15 protein-coding genes are annotated in these 16,230 nt (G+C 53.7%); all 15 read left to right on the forward strand.

The genetic code is table 11. From position 1 onward, the window contains the following. The first annotated feature begins 102 nt into the window (after positions 1-102). On the forward strand, positions 103-1,392 hold the full coding sequence (locus C508_RS17530) for an ATP-binding protein (protein WP_018701743.1): 1,290 nt from the start codon (positions 103-105) through the stop codon (positions 1,390-1,392). 34 nt (positions 1,393-1,426) lie between these two features. After that, the gene (locus C508_RS0101415) at positions 1,427-2,293 is read left to right on the forward strand and encodes a response regulator (RefSeq protein ID WP_018701744.1); all 867 of its coding nucleotides are present in this window, start codon (positions 1,427-1,429) and stop codon (positions 2,291-2,293) included. A 121-nt stretch (positions 2,294-2,414) separates the two neighbouring features. Beyond that, on the forward strand, positions 2,415-2,801 hold the full coding sequence (locus tag C508_RS0101420) for an Asp23/Gls24 family envelope stress response protein (RefSeq protein WP_018701745.1): 387 nt from the start codon (positions 2,415-2,417) through the stop codon (positions 2,799-2,801). Positions 2,802-2,819: 18 nt separating this feature from the next. Beyond that, positions 2,820-3,713 carry an NAD(P)-dependent oxidoreductase gene (locus C508_RS0101425; protein ID WP_018701746.1) on the forward strand — a complete coding sequence of 298 codons (894 nt, stop codon included), beginning with the start codon at positions 2,820-2,822 and terminating at the stop codon, positions 3,711-3,713. Continuing rightward, positions 3,707-4,279 carry a nitroreductase family protein gene (locus C508_RS0101430; RefSeq protein ID WP_018701747.1) on the forward strand — a complete coding sequence of 191 codons (573 nt, stop codon included), beginning with the start codon at positions 3,707-3,709 and terminating at the stop codon, positions 4,277-4,279. Before C508_RS0101425 ends, C508_RS0101430 begins: the two co-directional genes overlap by 7 nt. Beyond that, a complete protein-coding gene (locus C508_RS0101435) occupies positions 4,279-4,458 on the forward strand; it encodes a hypothetical protein (RefSeq protein WP_018701748.1) in 180 nt (59 codons plus the stop codon). The genes C508_RS0101430 and C508_RS0101435 overlap by 1 nt, the downstream gene beginning before the upstream one ends. A 22-nt stretch (positions 4,459-4,480) precedes the next feature. After that, complete coding sequence (locus tag C508_RS0101440) at positions 4,481-5,254, forward strand: D-alanyl-D-alanine carboxypeptidase family protein (RefSeq protein ID WP_018701749.1); 774 nt, start codon at positions 4,481-4,483, stop codon at positions 5,252-5,254. A gap of 17 nt (positions 5,255-5,271) precedes the next feature. After that, on the forward strand, positions 5,272-5,958 hold the full coding sequence (locus C508_RS0101445) for an ABC transporter ATP-binding protein (RefSeq protein ID WP_018701750.1): 687 nt from the start codon (positions 5,272-5,274) through the stop codon (positions 5,956-5,958). Continuing rightward, positions 5,955-6,713 carry an ABC transporter permease gene (locus tag C508_RS0101450; RefSeq protein WP_018701751.1) on the forward strand — a complete coding sequence of 253 codons (759 nt, stop codon included), beginning with the start codon at positions 5,955-5,957 and terminating at the stop codon, positions 6,711-6,713. Before C508_RS0101445 ends, C508_RS0101450 begins: the two co-directional genes overlap by 4 nt. A gap of 120 nt (positions 6,714-6,833) precedes the next feature. Beyond that, the gene (locus tag C508_RS0101455; RefSeq protein WP_018701752.1) at positions 6,834-7,199 is read left to right on the forward strand and encodes a hypothetical protein; all 366 of its coding nucleotides are present in this window, start codon (positions 6,834-6,836) and stop codon (positions 7,197-7,199) included. Between the two features lie 16 nt (positions 7,200-7,215). After that, the gene (locus C508_RS0101460) at positions 7,216-8,799 is read left to right on the forward strand and encodes a DUF4127 family protein (protein WP_018701753.1); all 1,584 of its coding nucleotides are present in this window, start codon (positions 7,216-7,218) and stop codon (positions 8,797-8,799) included. A gap of 131 nt (positions 8,800-8,930) precedes the next feature. Then, on the forward strand, positions 8,931-9,809 hold the full coding sequence (locus C508_RS0101465; protein WP_018701754.1) for a DMT family transporter: 879 nt from the start codon (positions 8,931-8,933) through the stop codon (positions 9,807-9,809). A 169-nt stretch (positions 9,810-9,978) separates the two neighbouring features. Continuing rightward, positions 9,979-11,880 carry a phosphate/phosphite/phosphonate ABC transporter substrate-binding protein gene (phnD, locus tag C508_RS17535; RefSeq protein ID WP_018701755.1) on the forward strand — a complete coding sequence of 634 codons (1,902 nt, stop codon included), beginning with the start codon at positions 9,979-9,981 and terminating at the stop codon, positions 11,878-11,880. A 149-nt stretch (positions 11,881-12,029) separates the two neighbouring features. Next, a complete protein-coding gene (locus C508_RS0101475; RefSeq protein ID WP_018701756.1) occupies positions 12,030-13,163 on the forward strand; it encodes an exonuclease SbcCD subunit D in 1,134 nt (377 codons plus the stop codon). Further along, positions 13,160-16,207, forward strand: a complete 3,048-nt coding sequence (locus tag C508_RS20770) for an AAA family ATPase (RefSeq protein ID WP_018701757.1) — start codon at positions 13,160-13,162, stop codon at positions 16,205-16,207. Before C508_RS0101475 ends, C508_RS20770 begins: the two co-directional genes overlap by 4 nt. The last annotated feature ends 23 nt before the right edge of the window (positions 16,208-16,230 follow it).

Here is a 16,230-nt window from a genome sequence, read left to right on the forward strand (position 1 = left end):
ACGCAGATTTAAAATCGTTCGAAGCTTTTTGACAATGCCTGGCGGAAAAAGCTCCGTTTTGGCGTGAGATGTGAATAATTAGTAGTCCCTGTAGGAGGAAGAATGTTAGGATCGTCATATCTGTCCTTGTGGCAAACAATGCTGCTTGTGACAACTTTCTTTGCCCTTGGCGGCATGATCACCGTACATCCTTTCAACAGCCCCTTTCAGCTGTCCTTTGCCCCGGTGATTTTTAGCTCTTTGTTAATGTACTTTCGCCGTCTTTCGGTGGAATATACCGCTTTTTTCGGCAGCATTGTCATGGTCATTTTGCGGGTAGTAACGGATGTATCCACCTCCAATATGGAACTCATGGAAATTTTGCTGGAGCGGGCGCCGACCTTTTTCTTTTATATTATCTACTCTATTGGTTTTAATTTGACTCGAGTAAGAGATCAGCGGGACAATGTGCTGATGACCGTCATGCTGCTGACTCTTTGTGATGGCTTTTCCAATGCAGCGGAGCTGGCTATGCGGGGCGAACTTTTCAGTCGTCCCGTTGATGTGACCTTTGGCATTTTGGCGGGCGTGGCTATTGCCAGGGCGGTGATGGCGGTCTTCATCTGCTACGGCCTGCGGGAAGCTCAGGCGGTGGCGTTGGCGGAAGAACAAGTGGCTCATTACAATGAGTTGACCCTGCTGATTGCCCAGCTCAAGGCGGAGTTGTTTTATTTGCGCAAATCCTCCCGGGATATTGAGCAGGTTATGGTGGATAGTTACGGCTTGTATCAGGAGATGCAGAATTGCCAGTGCCGGGAGCAAGAACGCCAATTGTTGGTAGCGGATCAGGCTCTGGCGATTGCTCGTAATATTCACGAAGTAAAAAAAGATTACCAGAGAGTTGTCGCTGGCATTGAAAAGGTACTGGAACCATCCGAAGGCGATCGCAAGAGCTTATTATCCGGCATCTTTCAGCTGATTGAGCAAAACGCCAGGCGGGTGCTGGCGCAGCGTGGGGCTGACGTCTCGTTGCAGTTTGAATGTCGTCAGGATTTTTGGACGGATCAGCACTATGTTATTGTGTCGATTTTGAACAATTTACTGATTAACGCCATTGAAGCCTGCGGCGATAAAGGGGCGATTCAAGTCAGTGAATCCATAGAAAAGGATACGGTTATTTTTGAAGTGCAAGACAGCGGCTGCGGTATTGCGGAGGCGGACCGGGAGCTTATTTTTCAGCCGGGTTATTCGACCAAGTTTGATCGCCGTACTGGCGCTATGTCTACCGGCTTGGGCTTGTCTCATGTACAGAATCTGACCAAGCTTCTGGGGGGGCAAGTGGTGGTGACATCCGGCGAGACCGGAGGAGCTCATTTTTATATTTCAATCCCAACTGTTCGGTTGATTGCCTGATGGTTGCGACAAAAAGGACAAAGGTGGCGAAACGATGACATTGCGTTTGGTGATTGTAGACGACGATGCAGGGGTGCGCCGGATTTTGAAAAACATTATTGCCGAGTACCGCCTGGGAACGGTGCTGGGCGAGTGTAGCGACGGACTTTCGGCGGAAAGAGTCATTGCAGACTTTCAACCGGACTTGGCTTTGGTGGACTTGCTGCTTCCAGGGCAAGACGGTTTGACCTTGATTGATCATGTAAGCCCTTCCTTGCCCAATACGACCTTTATTATGATTTCTCAAAGCGAAAGCCAGCAAATGATTACGAAGGCATACGAACGAGGCGTTAGCTTTTTCATTCGCAAACCCATCAATGTGGTGGAAGTAGTAAAGGTTATTGAGCGGGTAGGGGAAAGTCAACGTTTGCGGCAAGCCTTGTCGTTGATTTCTGAAACGGCGACCCGAATTACCGGGCCGGTGCAGGGCGGACATGGAGAAAATGCGGAAAACACCCTGCGCTCTCGCGTTTATCGCAGTTTTTCCGATGTAGGTATTTTGGGAGAGACCGGCGCAAAAACGATTTTTCAAATGATTGAGCATATTGCGCCTCTTCTGGCGGACGGAACCAGCGAGTATCAGTTGAGTGACATGTATCAGCAAATTTCGGAAAAAACTTCTACCGATACCAAAACCATAGAGCAGCGCGTCCGGCGGACGATTACTAAAGCGTTGCAAAATATGGCGAATCTCGGTGCGGAAGATTATGATAACGAAAAGTTTCAGACCTACAGTACGGCTCTTTTTGATTTTAAGGAAGTGCGCCAGGAAATGAACTACATTCAAGGGAAAAGTCCGTATCACGGGAAAATCAGCGTGCGCAAATTTTTAGAGGGACTTATCTATTTAGCGCAGGATTAGAAAACTTGTATGGAAGTTTTCATGACGTGTTTCCTATTTCTTTTTTTGCAGGGCAGGATTTGCCGGAAGACAGCGCGAAGCAGACAAAACGGTCACAATCTTGTGCAAGGAGGGGACTGCTATGGAAATCGCAGGCAAGACGATTATCCGGGAAGAGGTATTTGCACAGCTGGCGCTGGGCGCCATGGAAAAGCTGGAGGTTATGCCGGTAGCGGCAGCCGAGGGGACGCTGCTGGAAAAGGCCAAGGCGCTTTTAAGCCGCATGGGACCCCGAATTGTGGTTAAAAAAGACGAGGAAAACCGAACGGTGATTTTGGAGCTAGGCATTGCCGTGCCTTATGGGACCTTTATTCCAGAGATTGCTGCGCGCATTCGTCAACAGGTGGCTGCTGAAATTCGCAAGGTAACCTGCTGGGAAGTAGAACGTATAGATGTGCTTGTGGAGCGCTTGGTTTTTACGGCGACGCCGGGAAAGGAAGATTGGCCCGAATGGCCGCCGGTTATGTAGAGACGAAGGAGGAGTATGATGGGACAGGGAACAAAACCTACAGTGGGCTTTATCGGTATTGGCGTGATGGGAAAAAGTATGGCCGGACATTTGCTGGCCGCTGGCTATCCCTTAGTTGTCTATAACCGGACGAAAGCAAAAGCGGAAGCGCTATTGGAGCAGGGAGCCTCTTGGGCTGAATGCCCGGGAGCCGTAGCGAAAGCGTGTGACGTGGTTATTACCATGGTTGGCTATCCTAAGGATGTGGAAGAAACCTATTTTGGGGAAAATGGTTTAATTGCTAAAGGACGCCAGGGAGCGCTTTTTATTGATATGACTACTTCTAGTCCGGCTTTGGCGCGACGTATTGCTGTTGCGGCCAAGAACGCCGGCATGGCGGCCCTGGATGCGCCGGTATCGGGAGGCGACGTTGGCGCTCGCGAAGCGCGGCTGGCGATTATGGTCGGCGGTGAGCAGGCGGACTTTGAACGGGCTAAGCCTATTTTTGACTTGTTGGGTACGAATGTGGTTCATCAAGGAGAGGCAGGCGCGGGGCAGCATACGAAGATGTGCAACCAAATCGTTATTGCCGGCAATATGGTTGGCGTTTGCGAAGCGCTGGCTTATGCTAAAACCGCCGGCTTGGAGCCGGAAAAGGTTTTGGGCGTTATTGGCAGCGGCGCTGCCGGGAGCTGGTCGCTGAGCAATTTGGGACCGCGCATGTTGAGCGGCGATTTTGCCCCTGGATTTTATGTGAAGCATTTTATTAAAGATATGACGATTGCCTTGGAAGAAGCGGCGGCAATGGGCCTAGACACGCCAGGCTTAGCTCTAACGAAGTCCCTTTATGAGCGCTTGGCGGCGCTGGGCGAGGCCGATAGCGGCACGCAGGCTTTATACAAACTATATGTAAGGGAGGATGTGCCATGTTAAAGGAATTAGTAGCAAAATCACGTAGTTACCGGCGCTTTGACGAAGCGGTAAAAATCAGCCGCCAGACGCTGGTGGAGCTGGTTGATTTGGCTCGCCTTTCTCCGTCCGGCGCCAATATGCAGCCGCTGAAGTTTTACGTTTCGGCGGATGCGGAAAAAAATGAGAGCATTTTTCCTACCCTTGGCTGGGCAGGGTATTTGAAAGAGTGGGCCGGTCCGGAAGCAGGGGAACGTCCTACCGGCTATATTTTGGTTCTTAAGGACAAGAGCATTGCTCATGTGGCTGGCATTGATCACGGCATTGCCGCGCAAAGCATTATGCTGGGGGCTGTGGAAAAAGGTTTGGGCGGTTGTTATATCGGTAATATTGATCGGCCGCGGCTGTTCCAAGTTACCGGCTTGTCGCCGGATGACTATGAAATTCTGCTGGTGCTGGCTTTAGGCAAGCCTGTAGAACAGGTTGTCGTGGATGACATTAATGAAAACGGCGATGTGAAATACTGGCGTGACGCTTCCGGCGTGCATCATGTGCCGAAACGGACGCTGCAAGATCTGGTGGTTGGCTGATGCTTTGGTATGTGATTGCAGCGCTTTTAAGCGCAGGCGTGTATAGCTATGGAGGGGAGTTCGGCTTGACTCCTTTGTGGAAATGGATCGGGATCGGTCTAGTGTGGTGCGCAGCGGTGCACTTCGCGGGGCTTGGCAAGGAGGGGTATTATCATAAAAAGTGGTATAAGCTTTTTTAAGCTCATTTTGTTGGTGGCTTTGATGTGCCTAACGGGAGGCGGAGCGGCGATAGCTGCACCGCCTCCTCCTGCCGTTATAGCCGAAGCGGCGGTGGTGGTAGATGGAAGCAGCGGGAAAACCTTGTTTGCCAAGAACGCCGATAAGGTAATGTATCCGGCGAGTACGACAAAAATTATGACTTGCTTGGTGGCCTTGGAGCGAGGAAATTTGGACAGCGTGGTGACAGTTGGCTGGCGGGCCGCTAGCACGGATGAGTCTTCGCTGGGCTTGCGTGCGGGCGATAAGCTGACCTTGCGTGAATTGCTTATGGGGATGATGGTTGTTTCCGGTAACGATGCTGCAGAGGCTGTGGCGGAACATGTCGGCGGCGGTTCAAGGTCTCGCTTTATTCAATGGATGAATGAAAAGGCGGACTCCCTAGGAATGTCTCAAACGCATTTCAGTAATCCCCATGGGCTGCCGGATCCTGTAAATCATTTTACAACGGCGGCGGATTTAGCTAAGTTAACCTTGGCGGCGCAACAAGAACCGGAATTTCGGCGTATTGTGGCGACGAATGAACGGAATGTTACTTTTTTGAACCGGCGACCGGTATTTGTGCGTAATACTAATCGCCTTCTGCGAACCTTTCCAGGGGCTGATGGCGTGAAAACGGGCTATACTGACGCTGCCGGCGAATGCCTTGTGGCTTCCGCTACTCGTCAGGGAAAGTCGGTGGTAGCAGTGATTCTTAACAGTGATTTGCGATGGGAAGAGGCTAAGTATTTGCTGGAATACGGCTTTGCGTCGCTTTAATAGCAGAGGAATAGATGATGAATAACCTATTGGAAGTAAAAAACTTAGAGGTAACGATCGGCGAAAAAGCGTTGTTGCAGGATATTTCTTTTGTCGTAACCTCCGGGGATAGTGTGGCGGTGGCCGGACCCTCCGGCTGCGGCAAATCTACGCTTTTGCGTACTTTATGCCTTTTGACGCCTCCTAGCGGCGGTGAAGTGTTTTTTGCAGGTAAGGAATTTCGCAGCTACGCGCCTGCGGATTTGCGGCGGCGTATTGGCTATGTGCCGCAAAAAGCAGTGCTTTTTGGTAAAACCGTAGAAGAAGATTTGGCCTATCCCTTTCAAATTGCCAAGCAAAAACCGGATGAAGGGCGGATGAAAAAATTGTTGGCGGCCGTAGGGCTGACTGCAGCTTTTTTTAACGCTAAAACCGAGACGTTGTCCGGCGGTGAGGCGCAACGCGTGGCGCTGGTGCGTTCGCTCTTGGCGCAGCCGCAAGTGCTGCTGTTGGATGAAAGCACCTCCGCGTTGGATGTGACGGCGACGGCGCAGGTAGAAGAGCTGCTGCAGCAGTTGCGCCGCGAGGAAGGGTTAACTCTTTTATGGGTGTCTCATCAAGAAGCGCAGGTGCGGCGTGTGGCGTCTCAGGTGCTGGGGCTGCGCAGCGGAACGGCGGTATTTTGGGATCGCGTAGAGAAGTGGCCTGCGGGAGGTGTGGTATGAGCAATGAAGCGCTGATTTTATCATACGGCCTGATTTTGTTGGCCATGGCGTTGTCGCATCGGGAAAAGCTGGGCTTGGGCAAAGAAATGTTGATTGGCAGTCTGCGGGCGGTGGTGCAGCTGCTGGTAATCGGCATGGTCCTGTCCTTTTTGTTTGATGCTGACCATCCTGCGCTGACGACACTGCTCTTGTGCGTTATGCTTTATACGGCTTCCGGCGTATCGGCCCAACGCGGCAAGGAAGTTCCGGGAGCTAGGCGAATTGCCTGCATTTCCATTGCGATATCCATGGCGGTAACATTAGGAACGTTGGTGCTTTGCGGCGCTATTACCTACCGGCCTAGTGAAGTGGTGCCGGTAGGAGGTATGGTAGCAGGACAGTCCATGGTGGCTGTGGGGTTGTTGTTGCGAACCTTGGCCGGATCTTTTGCCTCGCGCCGGGCGGAAGTGGAAGCTAGGCTGGCTTTGGGGGCGGCGCCCAAGGAAGCGGCGGCCGTCATTATTCGGGACAGTTTGCATACCGCTAGCGCTCCCATGGTGGATGCTATGAAAACAGTAGGCTTAGTACAGCTTCCGGGTATGATGACAGGCCTAATTCTAGCGGGAGTAGCGCCAACAGAAGCGATAAAATATCAGATTATGGTGACCTTTATGCTCACCGGCGCCGTTGTGACGGCTTCCTATGCGGCTGCGTATCAAGCGTATCAAGGATTTTTTGGCTTGTATGGATCGGTGCGGCAAGAAACCGGCAAATAGAAGGCAAAAGGGCGCTCATAGGACGGAGGGTGGATTGACAGAAGGGACCTTCATGAGAGAAAATAATAAGATAGGTGCAGTATTTCCTGAATACGTACGGGTGGCAAGGAGTTTAAAGGAATGAATGACATCTTTCTTTCTTTCGTATCTTACTTATGGAGCATAGGGATTAAAAGCAATGTGGAAGTTCTTGCAGTTGTACTACTCCCGGAAATAGCTCTGTTGGGACTTATTTATTTTATTTTTATGCATGTAGAAGAATTAGGCTTAGCTGATTTTTGGGAGCAGGAACAACGCTTGCTGGGAGAACGATTGGCGAGGTATAATCTTCAACATGAGCGGCGAGTCCGCGAATTAAATGGCTCTAAAGGCGATGGTGAGCAGCCTGCAAGGACTCTTGGAGGAGAAGCGGCAGGCGCCGCTTATACGCAGGATCAGCTTGTTAAGGACGTGGTTGGTTACCTTCGCGATGAGGAAAACAAATAAGGGGGTTCCTTAAAGGATGGAAAAGAGAACGTACATACGCTGGCTATGCACGGTCATGACGGCGGTTTGCCTTTTGGCGGGCTTGCCGACAGCGGCTTGGGCGAAAACCATTTTGTTTGTGCCGCAGGACAATCGGCCGGTGAGTTTTAGAGAGGCTGTAGAAACAGCGCAGGCTGCTGGGTTTGAGGTGCTGACGCCGCCGGAAGATTTGCTGGCCAGCCGGGGACGCGAAGGAAATCCCGAAGCGGTTTGGGACTGGGTGATGGCTAACGGCAAAAGCGTAGATGCTATGGTTTTGTCGGCTGATACTTTGGTTTACGGCGGTTTGGTGGATTCACGCATTCATCAGCTTGGTTCGGATCTGCTCTGGGTGAGACAGGCTCGCTTTGATAAGCTGAAAAAACTCAACCCGACGGCGAGACAATATGTATTTGCGACAATTATGAGGACGCCGCGCATGACTGCTGGCGGCGTAGAACCCTCGTATTATGAAAAATATGGTCCCAATATTTTTGAGCTGACGGTTCTACAGGACAAGGAAACGGTCCTGGGACTGACGAGCGAAGAGAAGCGTCAGTTGAAAAAGTTGAAAGAAACCATTCCTCAGGATGCCTTGGAAGATTGGTTTTCGCGACGAGACAAAAACTTCCAGGTCAACCGAAACTTTGTGGATAAAACCATCAAAGGGGATATTCAATATTTGCTATTAGGGCGGGATGATACTGCGCCTTTTTCTCAAACGCACAAGGAAGCCAGATTGCTGGTGAACCAGGCGGCGAAGCTGCCGGCCAGCCGTTTTGCTTCGTTCCCTGGCGCGGATCAACTGGGTATGCTGCTGTTGACCCGGGCGATTAACGACTTGGAGCATCGCGTGCCGGTGGTTTCAGTACAATATGCTTTAGGTACGGGGCCCAAATCACTGCCAACTTACGAAGATCAGCCGATAGGCAAGAGTATCGTGGACCAGATTGTTTCAGCGGGAGGCATTGTGCTGCCGCAGCCGCAAAAACCGGATTTAGTACTGGCGGTGCATACTTCGCCGGATGGTCACACAGATGAAGCCGAATGGGTCAGCAATATTACCTACGCCAGCGCGGGAACAAAGCAGTTTGTGGCTAATGTTGCCAAAGATCTTGCCAAAGGGCAGGCGGTGGCTATCGGGAATATTTCTTTTGTAAACGGTTCGGATAATTCGTTGATGCAGGAATTGAGCGAGCAGAAGCTGCTGGGCAAACTGACAGCGTATTCCGGCTGGAATACGCCGAGCAATACCTTGGGCTTCGCTATTTCTCAAGGCATGTTGGCGCCGCAGATGACGACAGCGTCAAGGCAGAAACTGCTGGCGGAACGCTATTTGGATGATTGGGCGTATCAGGCCAACATTCGCAGTCAGCTGAATCGGGAAATCGTTTACGCTAAAGGCGGCAGCCTGGTGCAACTGGATGCTCTTGAGGGAGAATTGACTGTAGCGGCGCAGAAGAAACTGCGTGAATTCGCCAAACAGCATTTGGACTTTTTGAAGCCGGAACAAGTGCAAGTGAGCTTCCCTTGGAACCGGATGTTTGAAATTGATGTGCGGATTACACCGCCGCAAAAATAAGAAACGACTCTGACAGGCGTCCTTAAAGGGCGTCTGTTTTTTCTTCTTCTCTTTGAAATTTCCAAAGGAGAAAGTCTCTCGGACAGTGAATTGATATACGATATCAAGACGGTAAAAAGGAGAAATAAACGATGTCGCATGTGCACGGAGTGTTAGTATTGGTTGCGTTGCTGTGGGGGCTCAATCCGCCGGTAATGAAATTGGGATTGGAAGAAGTGCCCCCTATGGCGTATAATGCCATTCGCATGCTGGCGGCCTTGGCGGTGGGGTGGATTGTCTTCCGGCGGGCGGCGGTATGGCTGCCTTTAAGGCGTGAGGACTTGCGGCTGCTGGCGGTGTCCAGTTTCGGCTTTTTCTCGTTTCAGATTTTTTTTACCTTTGGCGTACAACTGACGACGGCCGGAAATGCCTCTTTGATTTTAGGGTTGCTCCCTGTGAGTGTGGCGATCATCAATCGCATACATGGCCTGGAGGGCATTCGGCGCTTGACGGTGGCGGGGATTGTTGTTTCTCTGCTGGGCGTGCTGGTTATGGTTTGGGGGGCTGGCAAGGAGTTTAGTTTGGCAGGACCGCATGTATTGGGAGGCTTGCTTTTGCTTTGCGCTCAGCTAGGCTATGGATACTATACGGTTTTTTCCCGGCTGCTGCTCGTGCGATATTCGCCGTACCAGGTTACGGCGTACGTGATCTTGACGACGACGATCTTATTTGTACTAGTGGCGTTGCCGGATATGCTGGCGGTGGATTGGTCTGCGCTGTCGACGGTGGCCTGGAGCAGCGTCCTTTATTCCGGCGTGTTTCCGCTTAGTCTGGCCAATGGTCTTTGGGTATGGGATACTGGCAAGGTGGGGAGTACAACGGCCTCTCTTTATAATAATTTGGCGCCGGTCTTCGCCGTGGCGGCGGGATATGCATTTCTGGGCGAAGCCTTCGGCGGCGTCCAAGTATTGGGCGCGGGAGTTATTTTTGCCGGTCTGTATTTGACGCGCTGGGCCCAAAGGCGCCCGTGATAATGGAAAAATAAGGATTGCCAATAGCGGCGCCCTTTATTTTTTATGGAAATTTATAAGTTTTTGTTCCACTTTTGGGCAGGGGGGCGTGATTCTTTTGGAGAAACCTAAACTGCAAAATAAGTTTGATGATTCGAACAATAAACAGGGGAAGGAATGAAGCAAGAACATGAAAGAGAGGCGTGTTTTAGCGGCGGCGGTCGCGGTTATCGCGGCTGTAATGGCGGCTGTGGCGCAACAGGCAGGTTTGTGGGCGGTCGTGCTGGCTACAGTAGCAGGGGGGATTGGCGTTTTTTATTTGAGCGGAAGCAGAGGCGGTGCGGAGACCGTTTCTAAACCGCTTGTCGGAGTGGCTGTTAGCGAGAAAAAGCAAGGGTATGGCAATGACTTATATTCCTTGGCGGAGACGATGGGATTTATTTCTCAGCAATTGGTTTGGTTAGTAGGGAAAAGCACAACGGCTTTGCAGCAGTTGAGCGTACATACGCAGAAAGTGGCTGATGCCAGTCATCACAACGCCAGTGGTTTAGAGGAGGCCTCGGCCAGCACCGAAGAAATGGCCGCCTCGGCGGAACTTGTCAGCGTGTCCAGCGGTGAAGCCCTAGAAGAATGTCGCCGATCGACGCAGCTTGCCGTAGGCAATCGGCAGGAGGTGCGCGCGTTGGCGTCGGATATGCTGCAGGTGGCGCATATTGTGGAAGAGGCTTCGAAGTCTATAGGGCAATTGGAGGAAGCGTCCCGCCGTATTGTGGATAGTGTTGGCAGCATACATGCTATTGCGGATCAAACTAATCTTTTGGCTCTAAATGCGGCTATTGAGGCGGCTCGAGCCGGTGAGCAGGGGCGCGGTTTTGCGGTAGTAGCGGAAGAAGTACGCAAGCTGGCTGGTGAAAGCGCTGTTATCAGCAAGGAGATCGCTACGACCGTCGGAGAAATGGCCCAGCGTACGCAGGCTGTGACACAGGCTATGCAAGGAGCGCAAACGGCGTTGCAAGGCGTGGATGAAGCGGCTGGGCGTTCGGAAAAAGCGTTGGATGAAATCGTAGCTTCTATGGGAGGCATTGAAAAATCAGTGGAGCGTTTGGCACAGGCTTCGGATGAGCAGCGTCACGGAGCTGCGGAGATGGCGACTGTGCTGGAGGAACTTAGCCGCGCCACTGTGGAGATTGCTGCGAGTACGCAAGAAGCCTTGGATAGCGTTACTTCCCAGGAAAAAACAGCGGAAGAAATCTTGCAGCAGGCGAAGAAGATGGCGGAATCGGTAGACGGCATGCAGGAATTCGCCAGCCATTTTAAGCAGTCTGAGGATTTGATTTTTGCAGTTAATCCTTTCGCAGCGCCCCAGGTGATTCGCGAGCGTTATGTGCCGGTTTTAGAGGAAGTAGCTCGGCAGGTGGGTAAAAAAGCCAGAGTAATTATTGTTTCAGATTATGACGCCCTGGGACGCGCCTTGGCTAACGGCACCGCCGACATTGGATGGTTTTCGCCATTTGCCTATATTGCAGCCAGGGAGCGTCATGGAGTGCGACCGCTTGTGACGCCTGTCGTCAACGGCAGTCCTTCTTACCATGGTTTGATTATTGCTCGTAAGGACAGACGGCTTCAGACATTGGAATCCTTGGACGGCAAGCGCTTTGCTTTTGTAGACCCGCAGTCCGCATCAGGTTATGTATATCCTAAAGCCATGTTGCTGGAACAAGGGAAGAACCCGGAACGCTTTTTCGGTGAAACGCGCTTTTTGGGTAGCCATAACCGGGTGATTGACGCCGTCTTGTCAGGACAAATGGATGCTGGCGCTACTTATACGGAAGCGATGGATGCGGCGCGTGCGGCGGGTTCGGCGGTACATGAATTGATGGAAGTGGCCCGAACGGAGGCCATTCCTAAAGACGCTATTGCAGCCCGGGCTGACGTGGATAAAGAATTGACGCAGGCTATCAGCGAAGCGTTTGTTCGTTTAAGCTCAGCGGGAGGTCAGGAGTTGCTGCGCAAAAGTCAAATCGACGGCTTTGTACGTAGTGATGACGCGGCATATGATGTCATTCGCCGAGCGGCTAAGGTAACGCAGTAATTAAAAGAATAGCAAAGCCCGCTGACAGGCAGTTGTCAGCGGGTTTTGCTATTCTAGAATAAAGCAGAAGCTCTTACTGGAGCGGAAGGACTTCCGCTCCAAGGCGGCGAAAAGAAAAAAGAAACTACGTTCGCATTCGGAGGTGGAGTATGCGCTTTTTACATACATCGGATTGGCATTTAGGCCGTCTGTTTCACGGCGTGCATTTAACGGAGGATCAGGCTTATGTTTTGGAACAACTGGTGGCTTTAGCCAAAGAAGCCAAGGTAGACGCCGTACTCGTAGCCGGAGATATTTATGACCGGGCGGTGCCACCGGCGGAAGCAGTGGAACTTTTGAACGAGGTACTGCGTAAGTTGGTGTTGGAGTGCGCTTTGCCGACGGTATTGATCGCCGGCAATCACGACAGTCCGGAGCGGCTGGGTTTTGGGAGCGCTCTTTTGGCGCGCCAGGGGTTGCATGTGGCAGGCCCGCTGCAGGCGCGGCAGCCTGCGCTTATCTTAGAAGACATGGCCGGTCCTGTGCATATTTTATCCTTGCCTTATGCCGAGCCGGCGGCCGTTCGCTACGCTTTGGGGGAGGAAGCGGCCGATCATGATGCGGCTCTGCACTGCCAAATAGCGGCTGCCTTGGCAAACGTGCCGCAGGGAGTCCGCAAGGTGGCGGTAGCGCATGCTTTTGTGGCTGGCGGAGCGGCCAGCGATTCGGAACGTCCCTTGTCCGTGGGCGGCAGCGGTATGGTGGGGGCGGACGCTTTTGCGGCCTTTGACTATACGGCATTAGGCCATTTACACGGCTGTCAGCAAAGCGGCCATAAGGTTCGCTATTCCGGTTCGCTGCTGAAATACTCTTTTCAAGAGGCGGAGCAGACTAAGGGCGTTCATTTGGTGGATCTGGCGGCGGATGGCGCTGTATCGGTGGAAACGGTGCGCTTGACGCCGCGGCGTGATGTGGTGTGCTGGCAGGGAAACTTCCAGGAGCTGTTGGCTCGGTCTAAGTGCAGCGATTATTTGATGGTGACCCTAACAGACGATGCGCCGGTGCTTGACGCCAAGGGGCGGCTGCAGCAGCATCATCCGGAAATTCTGCATTTAGAATACGCCCGCTTGCAAAAGCTGAAGGAGCAGCAAGGCGTGCAGGATCATCGCCGTTTGGGACCGGAAGAGCTGTTTGCCTGCTTTTTCCGTGAAGTGGCTGGGCGGGAATGGAAGCGCGAAGAAGAGGCGCTTTTTGCCGCTTTAGTAGAAGAAGAATATCGGCGGCAGCGGGAGGTGGGCTTATGAGGCCGTTATGGCTGCGCATACAGGCCTTTGGCGCTTATGCGGCGTCGCAGACGTTGGATTTTTCTTGTTTAGGAGATGTGCGTTTATTTTTGATTCACGGGCCGACCGGCGCTGGAAAAACGACCGTGTTGGACGCGATTTGCTTTGCTTTATACGGCAGCGCCAGCGGCGATTTGCGAGAGGTGCGCCATTTGCGCAGCGACTATGCGTCGCCTCAAGAGGCTACCGAGGTGGAGCTTCGTTTTGCTGTGGGCGAGCGTATTTTGCGCGTGCAGCGGCGGCCGGAGCAGCAGCGTCCGAAATTGCGGGGCGAAGGCTTTCGTCAGATTCCGGCGGAAGCGATTTTATATGAAGAGGGGCCGGACGGGGAGAAACTTCTGGCCTCTCGCTGGCAGGATGTTACGCGCCGTGTGGAGGAGATCTTAGGCTTTCAAGCGGCTCAGTTCCGGCAAGTGGTGCTGCTGCCGCAGGGGCAATTCCGGCAATTGTTGGTGGCTGGCTCTAAAGAGCGAGAAGAAATCTTGCAAAACCTCTTTCGCACGGAATTGTACGCACGCTTGGAGCAAGGACTGAAAGAGAAAGCACAAAGCGGCGCGAAGCGTTTTCAGGCGCTGCGCGATGAAGAAACCTGGCTGCTGGCGGAAGCGGGGGCGGAGTCAAAAACAGCTCTGCAGGAGCGTTGCGTGACGGCGCAGCAGGCAGCGGCAGAAGCGGAGCTTCGCCTAAGGGACGGGCAACAGGCGGCGGAAGAACGACGTATGGAGTTGGCGGCGGCGCAGCAAGCGGCAGATCGTTTTACGGAAAAAGAAGCTGCCGACCAAGAGGTGTTGCAATTACTGGCAGGCGGTGAAGAGGCGGCAAAGCTGGCGGCTCGGTTAGAAGCGGCGCAGCAAGCGGCCTCTTTGGAGGATCTCTGGCGGCAATGGCAGCAGTTAGCGCAAGAGGCGGCATCTCAAGAAAAAGAAAGCAGGCGTGCAGAGGAACATGCTTCTGCCGCGGCAACGGCGAAGGAAGCCGCTCGGGATGCTTGGGAAAAGCTGCAGCCCCAAGAAGCGGTTTTGCGGCAACTTCAAGCTAGGCAATTGGAACTGGAAGGGCAGGCGCAAGAGTACGAACGCTGGCAAACAGCGCGTCAGCAGGCGGCGGAGCTAGAATCGGCTTGGATTCAAGCCCAAGAACGGGCGGTGCGGCAAGAAGAACGGCTGCAACAGCGGCAACGCGCCTGGACGGAGTTGGAAACGAAGCAGCAAAGCTTAACCATGGCGGGTGAGAAAGCGCCGCAACTGGAGCGAGAAGCGGCCAGGCTGCAAAGCCGGCTGTCTATTTTGCAGCGCCTGACGGAACTGCGCGTGAAGCTGACAGAACAGGCGCGGCGTCAGCACGAGCATTCGGTAACGCTGCAAAATGCCTGTGCCAGCGAGGAAAGCGCCAGGCGAACCTTAGCGGCGCTGCGGCAGCAATGGCAGAAACAGCAAGCTGCGCTGCTGGCGGCTGAACTGGAGGCGGGAGAGCCTTGTCCGGTTTGCGGCGCGCTGGAACATCCCCAAAAAGCTTCTTTTGCAGGAATGCTGCAGCCGCAGGATGTGGAGCAGGCCGAAGCGGCGTGGTTGAAATGGCAGCAGGCGCATAGTAAGGCGTTAGCGCAGGCGGCGCAGCAGGAAGCGGCGCAAAAGCTGCTGGCGGAGCAGGAAAACGAGTGCTTGCAGGAACTGGGGGAGCAGCAGGACTTGTCCCTTCTGGAAGCGAAGGCGGAGGCGCAACAAGCGGCGGAGCTGGCGCAACAGGCGCAGCAAGCTTTGGAAGAAGCAGCCCGGTGCGCTGCGAAACGACAAGGAGAGCAGGAAAAACTGCTTCAAGTCGAAAGAGAGCGTGAAGCGGCGGTTTTTGCTAGAGAAAAAGCCGGCAGCGCCTTAGAGGCGGCCAAGGCGGTGCTGCAGGAATGTTCCAAGCGAGTACCGGAAGCGTTACGTCAGGAAGGCGCGCTGGCGGCGGCGCGGCGCGCTTGCACCCAGCAACTGGAGCAAGTGCAGATTTCTTTAGTCCAGGCGGAGAAGCGCCTCCACGAAACGGCGCAGCATTTTGAAACAGCGCAGGCTTTGTCTAAGCAGGCTCAGACGGCGGCAGCAGCCGCGGCGGCGAGGCTGGAGGAAGGAAACGTTTTTTGGCTGCAACGCTTGCAGCAGAGCGGTTTTGCGGGACAGGAAGCTTTTGAACAGTCACGGGCCGCCGAAGCGCAGCGGCGTTTGTGGGGGCAGCAGCTTGAAGCAAGGCGGCAAAAAGAGGCAGCGTCGCAGGAACGTGTGCGGCGGGCCCAGGAAGCGGTAGCCGGGCTGACGCCGCCGAATTTGGCGGCGTTTGTGGCCGCGCAGGAACAAGCCGCGGCTGTGGAGGCGGCCTTGAGGGAAACAAAAGTTCGCTTGGAAGAAGCCTGGAAACGGGACCAGGAACGAGTGACACGTTTGCAAAGCATCGCCAAAGAATTAGCGGCTGTGGAGGAAGCGCAAGGCGCAGTAGCGGCGTTAGCGGCGATGGCGGGAGGCGGCAACGCTTTGAACTTGACCTTTCAGCGTTATGTGCTGCGCACGCTGCTGGATGATGTGGTGGAAGAAGCGAATGCGCGTCTTTCCTTAATGAGCCGGGGTCGTTATGCTCTGCAGCGTTCCAGCGTGCTAGCGGACGCCCGCAAGGCTGGCGGCTTGGATTTAGAGGTGTTTGACAGCTATACGGGCGTGCCCAGGCCGGTGGGAACCTTGTCCGGCGGCGAAAGTTTTCTGGCGTCTTTGGCGCTGGCCCTGGGGCTTTCCGATGTGGTGCAGGCCTATGCGGGGGGCATGCGCCTGGACACGATTTTAGTGGATGAGGGATTTGGCACCCTCGACCCGGAAGCCCTGGAACTGGCTATGCGAGCGTTAGTGGATCTACAGAGCGGCGGACGGCTGGTAGGAATTATTTCTCATGTGCCGGAGTTGAAGGAGCGGATTGGCGCGCGCCTGGAGGTCATTCCCGGCGAGCGGGGCAGTCGCGCGGTTTTTCATTTACCCTAGGGCTAAAGGTTTAAGGAGGAACA

Source organism: Anaeromusa acidaminophila DSM 3853, from assembly GCF_000374545.1.
GTDB lineage: Bacteria > Bacillota > Negativicutes > Anaeromusales > Anaeromusaceae > Anaeromusa > Anaeromusa acidaminophila.

What these genes read in the sequence shown, in the direction of transcription:
- C508_RS0101465 (WP_018701754.1), top strand. Translation starts at nt 8,931, where the DNA reads ATGTCGCATGTGCACGGAGTGTTAGTATTGGTTGCGTTGCTGTGGGGG.
- C508_RS0101440 (WP_018701749.1), top strand. Translation starts at nt 4,481, where the DNA reads ATGTGCCTAACGGGAGGCGGAGCGGCGATAGCTGCACCGCCTCCTCCT.
- C508_RS0101420 (WP_018701745.1), top strand. Translation starts at nt 2,415, where the DNA reads ATGGAAATCGCAGGCAAGACGATTATCCGGGAAGAGGTATTTGCACAG.
- C508_RS0101475 (WP_018701756.1), top strand. Translation starts at nt 12,030, where the DNA reads ATGCGCTTTTTACATACATCGGATTGGCATTTAGGCCGTCTGTTTCAC.
- C508_RS0101455 (WP_018701752.1), top strand. Translation starts at nt 6,834, where the DNA reads ATGAATGACATCTTTCTTTCTTTCGTATCTTACTTATGGAGCATAGGG.
- C508_RS0101430 (WP_018701747.1), top strand. Translation starts at nt 3,707, where the DNA reads ATGTTAAAGGAATTAGTAGCAAAATCACGTAGTTACCGGCGCTTTGAC.
- C508_RS0101460 (WP_018701753.1), top strand. Translation starts at nt 7,216, where the DNA reads ATGGAAAAGAGAACGTACATACGCTGGCTATGCACGGTCATGACGGCG.
- C508_RS0101425 (WP_018701746.1), top strand. Translation starts at nt 2,820, where the DNA reads ATGGGACAGGGAACAAAACCTACAGTGGGCTTTATCGGTATTGGCGTG.
- phnD (WP_018701755.1), top strand. Translation starts at nt 9,979, where the DNA reads ATGAAAGAGAGGCGTGTTTTAGCGGCGGCGGTCGCGGTTATCGCGGCT.
- C508_RS0101445 (WP_018701750.1), top strand. Translation starts at nt 5,272, where the DNA reads ATGAATAACCTATTGGAAGTAAAAAACTTAGAGGTAACGATCGGCGAA.
- C508_RS20770 (WP_018701757.1), top strand. Translation starts at nt 13,160, where the DNA reads ATGAGGCCGTTATGGCTGCGCATACAGGCCTTTGGCGCTTATGCGGCG.
- C508_RS0101415 (WP_018701744.1), top strand. Translation starts at nt 1,427, where the DNA reads ATGACATTGCGTTTGGTGATTGTAGACGACGATGCAGGGGTGCGCCGG.
- C508_RS0101450 (WP_018701751.1), top strand. Translation starts at nt 5,955, where the DNA reads ATGAGCAATGAAGCGCTGATTTTATCATACGGCCTGATTTTGTTGGCC.
- C508_RS17530 (WP_018701743.1), top strand. Translation starts at nt 103, where the DNA reads ATGTTAGGATCGTCATATCTGTCCTTGTGGCAAACAATGCTGCTTGTG.
- C508_RS0101435 (WP_018701748.1), top strand. Translation starts at nt 4,279, where the DNA reads ATGCTTTGGTATGTGATTGCAGCGCTTTTAAGCGCAGGCGTGTATAGC.